Here is a 13,961-nt window from a genome sequence, read left to right as displayed (position 1 = left end):
TTTGACTAGCTGTATGCCGACGAGCTTGCCGCTTGAAGCTTACAGCTTGGAGCTTGAACCCAATGAGCCATCAATCTGAATTGATCAGCGAGGACATCCTCGCCTATCTGGGCCAGCATGAACGCAAGGAAATGCTGCGTTTCCTGACCTGTGGCAACGTCGACGACGGCAAGAGCACGTTGATCGGGCGTCTGCTGCACGATTCCAAGATGATCTACGAAGATCACCTGGAAGCCATCACCCGCGATTCGAAGAAATCCGGCACCACCGGCGATGAGGTCGATCTGGCGCTGCTGGTCGACGGGCTGCAGGCCGAGCGCGAGCAGGGCATCACCATCGATGTCGCCTACCGCTACTTCTCCACCGCCAAGCGCAAGTTCATCATCGCCGACACCCCCGGCCATGAGCAGTACACCCGCAACATGGCCACCGGTGCGTCCACCTGTGACCTGGCGATCATTCTGGTGGACGCCCGCTACGGCGTGCAGACCCAGACCAAGCGCCACAGCTACATCGCCTCGTTGCTGGGCATCAAGCACATTGTGGTCGCCATCAACAAGATGGACCTCAATGGCTTCGACGAGACCATCTTCGAGCAGATCAAGGCCGATTACCTGGCGTTCGCCGACCGCATTGCGCTGAAGCCGACCACCATGGAATTCGTGCCGATGTCGGCCCTCAAGGGCGACAACGTAGTCAACCGGAGCGAGCGTTCGCCGTGGTACACCGGCAAGTCGCTGATGGAGATTCTTGAAACCGTCGAGATCGCCAACGACCGCAATTTCACTGACCTGCGTTTTCCGGTGCAATACGTCAACCGTCCGAACCTGAACTTCCGCGGTTTCGCCGGCACCCTGGCGAGCGGCATCGTGCACAAGGGCGACGAAGTGGTTGTGCTGCCGTCCGGCAAGAGCAGCCGCGTGAAATCCATCGTCACCTTCGAAGGTGAGCTGGAGCATGCGGGCCCGGGTCAGGCGGTGACGCTGACCATGGAAGACGAAATCGACATCTCCCGTGGCGACCTTCTGGTGCATGCCGACAATGTCCCACAGGTGGCCGACGCCTTCGACGCCATGCTGGTGTGGATGGCCGAAGAGCCGATGCTGCCGGGCAAGAAATACGACATCAAACGCGCCACGTCCTACGTGCCGGGTTCGATTGCCAGCATCACCCATCGTGTTGACGTGAACACGCTGGAAGAAGGCCCGGCCAGTTCGCTGCAGCTGAATGAAATCGGCCGCGTGAAGATCGCACTGGACGCACCGATTGCCCTCGACGGCTACGACAGCAACCGCACCACGGGCGCGTTCATCGTCATCGACCGTTTGACCAACGGCACCGTGGCGGCCGGCATGATCATCGCCAAGCCGGTGGTTGCGGGCGGCGGGAGTCATCACGGCGCGCTGGCCCATGTTTCGACAGAAGAGCGCGCTCAGCGCTTCGGCCAGAAGCCGGCCACCGTGCTGTTCAGCGGTTTGTCGGGTGCAGGCAAGAGCACGCTGGCATATGCCGTGGAGCGCAAGCTTTTCGACATGGGCCGTGCGGTGTTCGTCCTTGATGGCCAGAACCTGCGTCACGACCTCAACAAGGGCTTGCCGCAGGATCGCGCCGGCCGCACCGAGAACTGGCGTCGTGCCGCCCACGTTGCGCGTCAGTTCAACGAAGCCGGCCTGCTGACCCTCGCGGCGTTCGTCGCGCCGGACACCGGCGGTCGGCAGAATGCCAAGGCCCTGATCGGCGATGATCGACTGATCACCGTGTACGTACAGGCGTCGCCTCAAGTCTGCCGCGAGCGTGACCCGCAAGGGCTCTACGCTGCCGACAAGGACAACATCCCGGGTGAATCCTTCCCGTATGACGTCCCGCTGCACGCCGACCTGGTCATCGACACGCAGTCGCTGAATGTCGAAGAAAGCGTCAAGCAAGTGCTGGATCTGCTGCGAGCTCGCGGCGCGATCTAAACGCTGTTCGCTGTACAAAAACCCGCCGATGATGGCGGGTTTTTTGTTTCCCTCCATTACCCGTCGCCGCCAACCGACTGCCCACAAAAAAGCCCGCCGTTGGTTAGCAACGGCGGGCTTTTGGTGTTTCGAGTCGCGTTATTTTTTCAAGCCGTAATGCTCATCCAGCATGCCGGGGGAGTCAGGCGACTTGGGCGCGTAGTCCTTCGGCGGTTCAGCCGCGGTGCGCGGTGGCGTCAGGCGATCGCGGTGTGGATGGAGCGCGTCCGGGTGCAGCGCGGCCAGCAGGCGTTGACGGGTGATGTCGTCGGTGGCCAGGCGGTTGGCGCCTTCGGCCAGATGCTCCTGAACATCGTGGTAGCTTTGCGACAGCTTCTGCACCAGATTGGCGGTGCTGTTGAAGTGAGTGATCACCTCGTTTTGATACGTATCGAAACGCTCCTGAACGTCATCCAGCTGGCGCTGAGTCCCGTTAGGCACGGCATTGGGCAGCGCGCGCGCCACGAAGAAACCGATGATCACACCAACCACCAGGGCGATGGTCGGCAGCAACCAAACTAAGAGCGAGTAATCCACGAGTCCTTCCTCTATAAACGGCTTTGCTTTACGTTAACGGCTCGAACCTGCGCTGTATAGCGGCGACGTGTCGCCAGCCTGCCAGCCACAGACAATCAGCTAGACGAGTCGACCCAATTGAAGGTCACGGAGTTCATTCTTGCTCATGCGTGAGACCCCTGTATTCATCGACGGCCCGGCGGGCCAACTTGAAGCGTTGTACCTCGATCTGGACGAGGCCAGAGGCATCGCGCTGATATGCCATCCTAACCCGGTTCAGGGCGGCACCATGCTCAATAAAGTAATTTCGACCCTGCAGCGCACCGCGCGCGATGCCGGTCTTATCACCCTGCGCTTCAACTATCGTGGCGTTGGCGCGAGCGCCGGCAGCTCGGACATGGGGGAGGGCGAAGTCGACGACGCACAGGCGGCGGCGAACTGGCTGCGCGACAAACATCCCGACCTGCCCATGACCTTGCTCGGGTTTTCCTTCGGCGGTTTCGTGGCGGCTACCCTGGGCGGGCGTCTTGAGGCCAAGGGCGAAACCCTGAAGCATCTGTTCATGGTCGCACCAGCCGTGATGCGCATCGCCAGTGTGGAAGCATTGCCGCAGAAGGGTCTGCTGACGCTTATTCAGCCGGACACCGATGAAGTCGTTGACCCACAACGTGTGTACGCGTGGTCTGACACGCTTCAGCGCCCCCATGAGCTGCTGAAAGTGGCAGAATGCGGGCACTTTTTTCACGGCAAGCTGACCGATCTCAAGGATCTGATTCTGCCGCGCCTTTCGAATTGATCGCAGCACCCAAAATAAGCGACTAGCCATGACCACTCGTATCCTGACCGGTATCACCACCACCGGCACACCGCACCTGGGCAACTACGCCGGCGCCATCCGCCCGGCCATCGTTGCCAGCCGCCAAAGCGATGCCGACTCTTTCTACTTTCTGGCTGACTACCACGCGCTGATCAAATGCGATGACCCGCTGCGCATTCAGCGCTCGCGTCTGGAAATCGCAGCGACCTGGCTCGCGGCAGGGCTGGACGTCGAGCGCGTGACGTTCTATCGCCAGTCCGACATTCCGGAAATTCCCGAACTGACCTGGCTGCTGACCTGCGTGGCCGGCAAGGGCCTGCTCAATCGCGCCCATGCCTACAAGGCGTCGGTGGACAAGAACGTCGAAGCCGGCGAAGACCCGGACGCCGGTATTACCATGGGCCTGTTCAGCTATCCCGTGCTGATGGCCGCTGACATCCTGATGTTCAACGCCCATCAAGTGCCTGTCGGCCGCGATCAGATCCAGCACGTCGAGATGGCGCGCGACATCGGTCAGCGCTTCAATCACCTGTTCGGTAACGGCAAAGAGTTCTTTGTAATGCCGGAAGCGCTGATCGAAGAAAGCGTCGCGACGCTGCCTGGCCTGGACGGTCGCAAGATGTCGAAGAGCTACGACAACACCGTCCCGCTGTTCACCAGCGCCAAAGACATGAAGGACGCGATCTCGCGCATCGTCACTGACTCGCGTCTGCCAGGCGAAGCCAAGGATCCGGACACGTCGCACCTGTTCACGCTGTACCAGGCATTCGCCAGTAAAGAGCAAGGCGACGAGTTCCGCACCGACCTGTTGCAGGGGTTGGGTTGGGGGGACGCCAAGCAACGCCTGTTCCAGTTGCTGGACGCGGAGTTGGGCGAAGCCCGCGAGCATTACCATCGCCTGATCGAGCGCCCCGCCGACCTGGAAGACATCCTGCAAGCGGGCGCCGAGAAGGCCCGTCGTGTGGCCACGCCGTTTCTGGGCGAGCTGCGTGAAGCGGTCGGCCTGCGTTCATTCCGCACCGCGGCGCAAACCGTCACGGCGACCAAGAAGAAGGCCGGCAAAGGCCCGCGCTTCGTCAGTTTCCGTGAAGACGACGGCAGTTTCCGTTTCCGGTTGCTGGCGGCCGATGGCGAGCAACTGCTGCTGTCGCGCCACTTCGCAGACGGCAAGGCGGCCGGCGCCGTGACCAAACAGCTGCAGCAGGGCGGTGAGCTGGACATTCGGCCCGAAGGCGATGCCTTCACCTTGTGGCTGAGTGACACCTGTGTCGCCGACAGCCCGGCGTTCGCCGATGCCGCCGCCCGTGACGCCGCGATCGAGAGCCTGAAACTGGCGCTCGCGCCACAACAGGATTAATTGCCATTCCAATGGGCCGTCGCTACAGTGACGGCCCGTTTTTGCTCCCTTGCAAGCGACTATGACCCCTCTAGAACGATACCAAGCTGACCTGAAGCGTCCGGACTTTTTCCACGACGCCGCGCAAGAGAATGCTGTGCGCCATCTGCAGCGTCTGTACGACGATCTGGTCGCCGCCCATGACCGCAAGCCGGGATTGCTGGGCAAGCTGTTCGGCAAGAAAGAAGCCCCGATTGTGAAGGGGCTGTATTTCTGGGGCGGTGTGGGCCGGGGCAAGACCTACCTGGTCGACACCTTCTTCGAAGCGCTTCCGTTTGAAGACAAGACGCGCACGCACTTCCACCGCTTCATGAAGCGTGTGCACGAGGAAATGAAAAACCTCAAGGGCGAGAAGAACCCGCTGACCCTGATCGCCAAGCAGTTTTCCGAGGAAGCGCGGGTGATCTGTTTCGACGAATTCTTCGTATCGGACATTACCGACGCGATGATCCTCGGGACGCTGATGGAAGAGCTGTTCAAGAACGGCGTGACCCTGGTCGCGACGTCGAACATCGTTCCCGACGGCCTGTACAAGGACGGTCTGCAGCGTGCGCGCTTCCTGCCGGCGATTGCGCTGATCAAGCAGAACACCGAGATCGTCAACGTCGACAGTGGCGTCGACTATCGCCTGCGCCATCTTGAGCAAGCGGAGCTGTTCCACTTCCCGCTGAACGAAGCGGCAGAGGAGAGCCTGCGCAAGAGCTTCCGTGCGTTGACCCCGGAATGCACCAAGGCCATCGAGAACGATGTGCTGATCATCGAGAATCGGCAGATCAAGGCGATCCGTACCTGCGACGACGTGGCGTGGTTCGACTTCCGTGAGCTGTGCGATGGCCCGCGTAGCCAGAACGACTACATCGAACTCGGCAAGATCTTCCATGCGGTGCTGCTCAGCGGCGTGGAGCAGATGAGCGTGACCACGGACGACATCGCGCGTCGGTTCATCAACATGGTCGACGAGTTCTACGACCGCAACGTCAAGTTGATCATCTCGGCGGAAGTCGAATTGAAAGACCTGTACACCGGCGGTCGCCTGAACTTCGAATTCCAGCGCACGCTCAGCCGCTTGCTGGAAATGCAGTCCCACGAATTTCTGTCGCGGGCGCATAAGCCCTAGGCGGGAGCTGCAAGCTTCAAGCGGAAAGCTGCAAGAGGAGATATCGCTCACTTGCAGCTTAAAGCTTGCCGCTTGAAGCTGCTGTCAGGCCGCCTGCTGGAACTGCTGGCGGTACTGATTCGGCGACAGGTCGGTGTGTTGACGGAATAGCCGCGCGAAGAAGCTGGCGTCGTCGTAGCCCACTTCGTAGCTGATGGTCTTGATGCTCTTGCGTGAGCCTGACAGCAAGCCCTTTGCGGTTTCGATGCGCAGTCGTTGCAGGTAATGCAGCGGCTTGTCGCCCGTTGCGGTCTGGAAGCGGCGCATGAAGTTGCGGATGCTCATGCCGTGCTCGCGGGCTACATCCTCGAAACGGAATTTGTCGGCGAAGTGTTCTTCGAGCCAGTGCTGGATCTGCAGGATGATCACGTCCTGGTGCAGCTTTTGCCCGCCAAACCCAATCCGTCCCGGTGCGTAGCTGCGTTGCACTTCGTAGAGAATGTCGCGGGCGACGGTCTGCGCAACATGGGCGCCGCAGAAGCGCTCGATCAGGTAGATATAAAGATCACACGCTGAGATCGTGCCGCCTGCGCAATACAGGTTATCGGCGTCGGTGAGGTGTTTTTCCTGATTCAGCAGCACGTTCGGAAAACGCTCGGCGAACTCGTTGAAAAACCGCCAGTAGGTGGTCGCCTCCTTGCCGTCGAGCAGCCCCGCATCCCCAAGCCAGAACACACCGCTGGCCTCACCGCAGAGCACAGCGCCGCGCGCATGTTGCTCGCGCAGCCACGGCAGGATTTGCGGATAGCGCTCGCGCAGGGTGTCAAAGTCTTCGACGAAAGCGGGAAGGATGATGATGTCGCTGTGTTCAAGCACACCGTCTACGGGGATCACGACGTCGCTGAAACTGCGAACTTCCTTTCCGTCCGGGCTGACCAGTCGGGTTTCGAAGGCCGGCTTGAAGCCCTGTCCCAACTGCTTGCCGTAGCGCAGGCTGGCGAGGTGAAAGAAGTCTTTGGCTTGCATGAGCGTGGACGCAAAAATGCCATCAATCGCAAGAATGCTGACACGCCGCAATGGCGTGTTGGGTTGGATAGACATAGTCTTTTGTTCTTATATGGGAAAGTGGTCAAGCAACGGCGTGATCGTCTTATTTTTTGTCGGATGTGTCCAGTGTCGCCGTCAACCGGCTGCGCCTACGCTCTGCTGAAGTTTTGTCCGACAATCCTTCGCGCCAGGTGCAGCCATGCTCGCCAGAACACTCTTCAGCTCAGAACACGAACTGTTCCGTAACAGCGTCCGCAAGTTCTTCGAACAGCACGCGGTGCCGTTTCATGCCCAGTGGGAGAAGCAGGGCCACATCGACCGTACGCTGTGGAACCGGGCGGGGGAGCAGGGCATGTTGTGTTCGCACCTGCCGGAAGAGTACGGCGGCATGGGCGCGGACTTCCTCTACACCACGGTGGTGATCGAGGAAATCTCTCGCCTCGGCCTGACCGGTATCGGGTTCTCTCTGCATTCGGATATCGTCGCGCCGTACATCCTCCACTACGGAAGTGAGGCGCTGAAGCTCCAATATTTGCCCAAGCTGGTGTCGGGGGAGCTGGTGACCGCCATCGCGATGACCGAGCCGGGCGCGGGGTCCGACCTGCAAGGGGTCAAGACCACCGCAGTGCTGGATGGCGACGAGTACATCATCAATGGTTCGAAAACCTTCATCACCAACGGGTTTCTCGCTGATCTGGTGATTGTCGTCGCGAAGACTGATCCCGGTGCAGGCGCGAAGGGCACCAGCCTGTTTGTCGTGGAGGCGGGCACGCTCGGTTTTGCGAAGGGCAAGCGATTGGAAAAGGTCGGCATGAAGGCGCAGGACACGTCGGAACTGTTCTTCCAGGACGTGAGAGTGCCCAAGGAGAACCTGCTGGGTCAGGCCGGGATGGGTTTCGCGTATTTGATGCAGGAGCTCCCGCAGGAGCGCCTGACGGTCGCCATCGGCGCCATTGCCTCCGCCGAAGCGGCCTTGCAATGGACGCTCGACTACACGCGGGAGCGCAAGGCGTTTGGCAAGGCCATCATCGATTTTCAGAACACCCGCTTCAAACTGGCCGAAATCGCCACTGAAGTTCAGATTGGTCGTACGTTCATTGATCGGTGCCTGGAGTTGCACCTGGAAGGGAAGCTGGATGTGCCCACGGCGGCCATGGCGAAATACTGGTCAACTGACCTGCAATGCAAGGTGCTGGACGAATGCGTGCAGCTGCATGGCGGCTACGGCTTCATGTGGGAATACCCGATCGCCCGGGCGTGGGCCGATGCGCGGGTGCAGCGGATTTATGCCGGGACCAACGAAATCATGAAAGAGATCATTGCCCGGTCTCTGTAATCCTGTGCGGAACCCCAGAGGGGCCTTGCAAAGACCCTCTGCGGTTCCACAGTCATTCAGCGATCACGCAATCACCGATCAAGGCGCAGGATTCGGCTGATCCTTGTGAATCGCTTCAATGCCCGCCAGCACTTCATCCGACAGCACCAGTTCCGCGCTGGCCAGGTTGCTTTCCAGCTGCTCCAGCGTCGTTGCACCGATGATGTTGCTGGTCACGAAGCTGCGGCTGGTCACGAACGCCAGTGCCATTTGCGCGGGATCAAGACCGTGCTCACGCGCCAGCGCAACGTAGCGCGCGCAGGCCGCTTCCGATTGCGGATTGAAGTAGCGCGTGAAGCGGCTGTACAGGCTCAGGCGGCCTTTGGCAGGGCGGGCGCCGTCGGCGTATTTGCCGGACAACATGCCAAACGCCATGGGCGAGTAGGCCAGCAGGCCGCATTGCTCGCGAATCGCCACTTCCGCCAGACCCACCTCGAAGCTGCGGTTGAGCAGGTTGTAGGGGTTCTGAATCGACACCGGACGCGTCAGACCATGAGCATCCGACTCAGCGAGAAACTTCATGGTGCCCCACGGCGTTTCGTTCGACAGCCCGACATGGCGGATCTTGCCGGCCTTGACCTGCTCGTCCAGCGCTTCGAGCACTTCCAGCAGCGGGGTGAAGTGCTCCTCGCTGTGGTTGTAACCCAGCTTGCCGAAGAAGTTGGTGCTGCGCTCAGGCCAGTGCAGTTGATACAGATCGAGGTAATCGGTCTGCAGGCGTTTGAGGCTGGCATCCAGCGCCGCGACGATGTGATCGCGGTTGAATTTCAGCTGACCGCCACGGATGTAGTCGATGCCGTTGCCGGGACCGGCGATCTTGCTGGCGAGGATCCAGTCAGCGCGGTCGCCGCTCTGCTTGAACCAGTTGCCGAGGATGGTCTCGGTGCTAGCGTAGGTTTCTTTCTTCGGCGGGACCGGATACATCTCGGCGGTGTCGATGAAATTGATGCCGTCGGCCTTGGCCCGTTCGATCTGCGCGAAGGCATCGGACTGGCTGTTCTGCTCGCCCCAGGTCATGGTGCCGAGGCAGATTGCGCTGACATTGAGGTCGGTTCTGCCCAGTTGGCGGTAGTCCATTTGGCTCTCCTGTTTAAAAGAGCCATAAAAGCAGGTTGAAATTTTTTTCGCAATCTGCATAATTCCGCTCCTCTTTGTCGCTGGAGTGATGCCCGGCGACAAAAGAAACCGCTGCGATCGAACGCGCTGACCCGAGCCCCCTATAGCGTTCGTGCCCGGCGGCCTTTGACTTGTCAAAGACCGTACTAATGAGTATGCTCCGCCGTCTATTTTTCAGGGCGGCCTTTGAGGCTATAAAGAATGAAAACTTTTACCGCTAAACCGGAAACAGTAAAGCGCGACTGGTTCGTCGTCGACGCTGCTGGTCAGACCCTGGGTCGTCTGGCCACTGAAATCGCGAGCCGTCTGCGTGGCAAGCACAAGCCGGAATACACTCCGCACGTTGACACTGGCGACTACATCGTCGTGATCAATGCCGAGCAGATCCGTGTGACCGGTGCCAAGACCACCGACAAGATCTACTACTCTCACTCCGGTTTCCCGGGCGGGATCAAGTCGATCAACTTTGAAAAGCTGATCGCCAAAGCTCCTGAGCGCGTGATCGAGACCGCGGTCAAAGGCATGCTGCCTAAGAACCCGCTGGGTCGCGACATGTATCGTAAGCTGAAAGTCTATGCGGGCGCTGCACACCCTCATACTGCTCAGCAGCCCCAAGAACTGAAGTTTTAACGGAATAGTTCATTATGTCGGCGACTCAAAATTACGGCACTGGCCGTCGCAAGACCGCAACCGCTCGCGTTTTCCTGCGTCCGGGTACCGGTAACATCTCCATCAACAACCGTTCCCTGGACTCGTTCTTCGGTCGCGAAACTGCCCGCATGGTAGTTCGTCAGCCGCTGGAACTGACTCAGACTGTCGAGAAATTCGACATCTACGTCACTGTCATCGGCGGTGGTGTGAGTGGTCAAGCTGGCGCAATCCGCCACGGTATCACCCGCGCTCTGATGCAATACGACGAAACCCTGCGCGGCGCTCTGCGCAAAGCAGGCTTTGTCACTCGCGATGCTCGCGAAGTTGAACGTAAGAAAGTCGGTCTGCGTAAAGCGCGTAAGCGTCCGCAGTACTCGAAGCGTTAATTCGCTTCCGTTCAAAAAGAACGCTCAGTTTCTATACGAAGCTGGGCGTTTTTTTATGGCTGTCTTTTATGGCTGTCGTTTATTGATTTCGAGGGCCTGATCAAGGAGATCTCGGATGCTGACGGGAGAGGGCGCAATGGGCAGTGACGGTGTTAACACGGCCCGGCGTCGCTTCCTCGTGACAGCCACGTCTGTGGTAGGCGCAGCTGGAGCGGTCGGCGCCGCCGTGCCATTTGTGGGTTCATGGTTCCCCAGTGCCAAAGCCAGGGCGGCGGGAGCGCCTGTCAAAGTCAACATCAGCAAGATCGAGCCGGGCCAGCAGATGATCGCTCAATGGCGCGGTCAGCCGGTGTTCATTGTCCGTCGCACGCCTGAGATCCTGTCCAGTCTGAGCAAGCTTATCGGCGAGCTGTCCGACCCTGATTCACAGGATTCCATCCAGCCTGCCTATGTCGATCCGGTTGTCCGTTCAATCCGGCCTGACATCCTGCTGTTGATCGGCATCTGTACCCATCTCGGCTGCTCGCCTACGTTTCGGCCCGAAGTCGCCCCGGTCGACCTGGGCAAAGATTGGGTCGGCGGTTATTTCTGCCCTTGTCACGGCTCCAGGTACGACCTTGCCGGACGCGTCTACAAGGCGCAGCCTGCACCGCTGAATCTGCCAGTGCCCCCGCATTCCTACGAGTCGGACTCAATCATCGTCATTGGTGTGGATCAGGAGAAAGCGTGATGAGCAGGCTCATGGACTGGATTAATGCGCGCTTTCCCGCGACGTCGATGTGGGAGAACCACCTCAGCAAGTATTACGTACCCAAGAACCTCAACTTCTTCTATTTCTTCGGCTCGCTGGCGTTGCTGGTGCTGGTCAACCAGATCCTCACGGGCATCTGGCTGACGATGAGTTACACGCCCACAGCTGAGGGGGCCTTCGCCTCGATCGAGTACATCATGCGTGACGTCGCATACGGCTCAATCCTGCGACTGCTGCACTCGACTGGCGCATCGGCGTTCTTCATCGTCATCTACTTGCACATGTTTCGCGGGCTGCTGTACGGCTCATATCAGAAGCCGCGGGAGTTGGTCTGGGTTTTCGGCATGCTGATTTATCTGGCGCTGATGGCGGAAGCGTTTACCGGCTACCTGCTGCCGTGGGGGCAGATGTCGTACTGGGGCGCTCAGGTGATCATTTCGCTGTTCGGCGCGATTCCCCTCATCGGGGGCGACCTCGCTCAGTGGATTCGTGGCGATTACCTCGTTTCAGGCATCACACTCAATCGCTTCTTCGCGCTGCACGTCGTGGCTTTGCCGATCGTGATCGTCGGGCTTGTGGTGCTGCATATTCTGGCGCTGCGTGAAGTGGGCTCGAACAACCCCGATGGCATCGACATCAAAAAGTACAAGGACGAGAACGGCAACCCCCTGGACGGCATTCCTTTCCACCCGTACTACACGGTCAAGGATCTGCTCGGCGTCGTGGTGTTTTTGTTGATCTTCTGCTCGGTGGTATTTTTCTTCCCGGAGATGGGCGGCTACTTTCTCGAGAAGGCCAACTTCGAGCTAGCGAACCCACTCAAGACCCCGGAGCACATTGCGCCGGTCTGGTACTTCACGCCGTTCTACGCCATCTTGCGCGCCATCCCGGACAAGCTCCTCGGCGTCATGGCCATGGGCGCAGCCATCGCCTTGCTGTTCGTGCTGCCGTGGCTTGACCGCAGTCCGGTCAAATCGATGCGCTACAAGGGCTGGCTGAGCCGCCTCTGGCTGCTGCTGTTTTGCGTGTCCTTCGGGACGCTCGGAGTACTGGGCGTATTGCCGCCGAGCCCTGGGCGGGCAGTGCTGTCGCAGGCCTGCACCTTCCTGTATTTCGCGTACTTCATCCTGATGCCGTTCTACACGCGGATGGAGCGGACGAAGCCGGTGCCGGACAGGGTGACCGGTTGATGAAAACGCTGTGCCTGGTCTTGCTCATTGCCCTGTTGCCGGCGTTGTCGTTTGCCGGTGAGCATGGCGCGGAACTGGAAAGCGTCGATATCGACGTGTCCGACAAGGGGGCCCTGCAGGATGGCGCGCAGACGTTCGTCAATTACTGCATGGGTTGCCACAGCGCCAGTTTCCAGCGCTATGAACGCGTCGCGGACGATTTGGGCATTTCCCACGAGCTGATGCTGGAAAAGCTGGCGCCTGCCGGAGCGAAGATCGGCGATCACATGACCATCGGCATGCAGCCGGCGGATGCGAAAACCTGGTTCGGTGCAGCGCCGCCCGATCTGACCCTTGTGGCGCGGGTACGCGGAACTGACTGGCTCTACGGCTACCTGCGATCATTCTACGAGGACCCGACGCGGCCCTGGGGCGTGAACAACAGCGTTCTCCCCGACGTGGCCATGCCCAACGTGCTGGAAGGGCTTCAGGGGCGTCAGAGGCTCGGCTGCCAGCAGGTACCGCGTGGCGAAGGCGACAAAAAAAGCGATGGGCCTGCTGGCTCGCCGTTGACCGATCAAGCCTGCGATCAACTGATGATCATGCCCAACACCGGCACGCTGACCGAAGAACAGTTCAACGAGAAGATCAAGAACCTCGTCACTTTCCTCGCTTACTCAGCCAACCCAGACAAGCTCCAGCACCAGCGCATCGGCACCTTCGTGCTGCTTTACCTCGCCGTGTTGTTCATCCTGGCCTACCTGCTCAAGCGCGAATTCTGGAAAGACATCCACTGAGCGGACGTCTGATTCGCGGGTCTGCGCCGCTTGCGGCTGAGCTGTTTCAGGTAATGAGGGAAGAGCAGGTATAGTGGCGGGCTGAAGATTGCAGAATCTACCTTGAGTAAATGAGCTATCTTGTCGCCCGCGTTGAACACCCGATCATCGTGGACGTCGCCGAAAGCGCCCTCGCGGCGCATCCGTATTTCTGCTTTTTGAATATCTACAAGCGAGGAGGACCGCCATGGGCGTGACCAATCGGTTGGCCTGTTACTCCGACCCCGCCGACCACTATTCCCATCGCGTGCGCATTGTGCTCGCCGAGAAAGGTGTCAGCGCCGAGATCATTGAAGTCGTCGAGGGCCGTCATCCGCCCAAATTGATCGAGGTGAATCCGTACGGCAGCGTGCCAACCCTGGTCGATCGCGACCTGGCGTTGTACGAGTCGACGGTGGTGATGGAATACCTGGACGAACGTTATCCCCATCCGCCGCTGCTCCCGGTCTATCCGGTGGCGCGTGCCAACAGCCGCTTGCTGATCCACCGGATTCAGCGCGACTGGTGCGGTCTGGTGGATCTGATTCTGGACCCGCGCAGCAAAGAAGCCGCACGTGTTCAGGCGCGCAAGGAACTGCGCGAAAGTCTGACCGGTGTGTCGCCGTTGTTCGCGGACAAGCCTTTTTTCCTGAGCGACGAGCAAAGTCTGGTCGACTGCTGTCTATTGCCCATACTCTGGCGCCTGCCGATTCTGGGTATCGAATTGCCGCGGCCCGCCAAGCCGCTGCTTGACTATATGGAGCGCCAATTTGCGCGTGAGGCATTTCAGGCAAGTCTGTCTGGTGCCGAACGCGACATGCGCTAA

14 protein-coding genes are annotated in these 13,961 nt (G+C 59.7%); 11 read left to right on the top strand and 3 right to left on the bottom strand.

Annotated features, from left to right (window positions below; translation table 11 throughout):
• The first annotated feature begins 62 nt into the window (after positions 1-62).
• The gene (gene cysN / locus QWI18_RS06660; protein WP_369318469.1) at positions 63-1,961 is read left to right on the top strand and encodes a sulfate adenylyltransferase subunit CysN; all 1,899 of its coding nucleotides are present in this window, start codon (positions 63-65) and stop codon (positions 1,959-1,961) included.
• Positions 1,962-2,099: 138 nt separating this feature from the next.
• Here the strand turns inward: cysN and QWI18_RS06655 are convergent, their stop codons facing one another.
• On the bottom strand, positions 2,100-2,537 hold the full coding sequence (locus QWI18_RS06655) for a YhcB family protein (RefSeq protein ID WP_065992106.1): 438 nt from the start codon (positions 2,535-2,537) through the stop codon (positions 2,100-2,102).
• A gap of 145 nt (positions 2,538-2,682) precedes the next feature.
• On the opposite strand from QWI18_RS06655, the gene QWI18_RS06650 reads away from it, so the two are divergent.
• The 3 genes from QWI18_RS06650 to zapE all read left to right on the top strand — a co-directional run bounded on the left by QWI18_RS06650 (position 2,683) and on the right by zapE (position 5,846).
• Positions 2,683-3,312, top strand: a complete 630-nt coding sequence (locus QWI18_RS06650) for an alpha/beta hydrolase (RefSeq protein WP_065992108.1) — start codon at positions 2,683-2,685, stop codon at positions 3,310-3,312.
• Between the two features lie 28 nt (positions 3,313-3,340).
• The gene (locus QWI18_RS06645) at positions 3,341-4,690 is read left to right on the top strand and encodes a tryptophan--tRNA ligase (protein WP_296308231.1); all 1,350 of its coding nucleotides are present in this window, start codon (positions 3,341-3,343) and stop codon (positions 4,688-4,690) included.
• A 61-nt stretch (positions 4,691-4,751) separates the two neighbouring features.
• Entirely contained in the window at positions 4,752-5,846 is a 1,095-nt protein-coding gene (gene zapE, locus QWI18_RS06640; protein ID WP_065992112.1) for a cell division protein ZapE, read from the top strand.
• An 84-nt stretch (positions 5,847-5,930) separates the two neighbouring features.
• On the opposite strand, the gene QWI18_RS06635 is transcribed toward zapE, so the two are convergent.
• Complete coding sequence (locus QWI18_RS06635; protein ID WP_172612965.1) at positions 5,931-6,851, bottom strand: GlxA family transcriptional regulator; 921 nt, start codon at positions 6,849-6,851, stop codon at positions 5,931-5,933.
• A 220-nt stretch (positions 6,852-7,071) separates the two neighbouring features.
• Between QWI18_RS06635 and QWI18_RS06630 the strand changes: the two genes are divergently transcribed.
• Positions 7,072-8,208: an acyl-CoA dehydrogenase family protein gene (locus tag QWI18_RS06630; protein ID WP_369318468.1), complete on the top strand. Its 1,137-nt coding sequence runs from the start codon at positions 7,072-7,074 to the stop codon at positions 8,206-8,208.
• Between the two features lie 78 nt (positions 8,209-8,286).
• Here QWI18_RS06630 and QWI18_RS06625 read toward each other — a convergent pair whose 3' ends face one another.
• The gene (locus QWI18_RS06625) at positions 8,287-9,324 is read right to left on the bottom strand and encodes an NADP(H)-dependent aldo-keto reductase (RefSeq protein WP_369318467.1); all 1,038 of its coding nucleotides are present in this window, start codon (positions 9,322-9,324) and stop codon (positions 8,287-8,289) included.
• A gap of 240 nt (positions 9,325-9,564) precedes the next feature.
• On the opposite strand from QWI18_RS06625, the gene rplM reads away from it, so the two are divergent.
• From rplM to QWI18_RS06595, 6 genes are all read left to right on the top strand, one after another.
• The gene (gene rplM / locus QWI18_RS06620) at positions 9,565-9,993 is read left to right on the top strand and encodes a 50S ribosomal protein L13 (RefSeq protein ID WP_019693576.1); all 429 of its coding nucleotides are present in this window, start codon (positions 9,565-9,567) and stop codon (positions 9,991-9,993) included.
• 14 nt (positions 9,994-10,007) lie between these two features.
• Positions 10,008-10,400 carry a 30S ribosomal protein S9 gene (gene rpsI / locus QWI18_RS06615; RefSeq protein ID WP_065992123.1) on the top strand — a complete coding sequence of 131 codons (393 nt, stop codon included), beginning with the start codon at positions 10,008-10,010 and terminating at the stop codon, positions 10,398-10,400.
• 136 nt (positions 10,401-10,536) lie between these two features.
• A complete protein-coding gene (gene petA / locus QWI18_RS06610; protein WP_369318561.1) occupies positions 10,537-11,130 on the top strand; it encodes a ubiquinol-cytochrome c reductase iron-sulfur subunit in 594 nt (197 codons plus the stop codon).
• Positions 11,130-12,341, top strand: coding sequence for a cytochrome bc complex cytochrome b subunit (locus QWI18_RS06605; RefSeq protein WP_296312602.1), 1,212 nt, complete (start codon positions 11,130-11,132; stop codon positions 12,339-12,341). Before petA ends, QWI18_RS06605 begins: the two co-directional genes overlap by 1 nt.
• Complete coding sequence (locus QWI18_RS06600) at positions 12,341-13,117, top strand: cytochrome c1 (RefSeq protein ID WP_296312599.1); 777 nt, start codon at positions 12,341-12,343, stop codon at positions 13,115-13,117. Before QWI18_RS06605 ends, QWI18_RS06600 begins: the two co-directional genes overlap by 1 nt.
• Positions 13,118-13,343: 226 nt before the next feature.
• A complete protein-coding gene (locus QWI18_RS06595; RefSeq protein WP_065992129.1) occupies positions 13,344-13,961 on the top strand; it encodes a glutathione S-transferase N-terminal domain-containing protein in 618 nt (205 codons plus the stop codon).

Origin of the sequence: Pseudomonas sp. W2Oct36 (assembly GCF_041060465.1) — a bacterium.
In the GTDB taxonomy this organism is placed as follows: Bacteria; Pseudomonadota; Gammaproteobacteria; order Pseudomonadales; family Pseudomonadaceae; genus Aquipseudomonas; species Aquipseudomonas graminis_B.
Note: the sequence above shows the minus strand (reverse complement) of the source record. Positions and strands in the feature narration are given on the sequence as shown.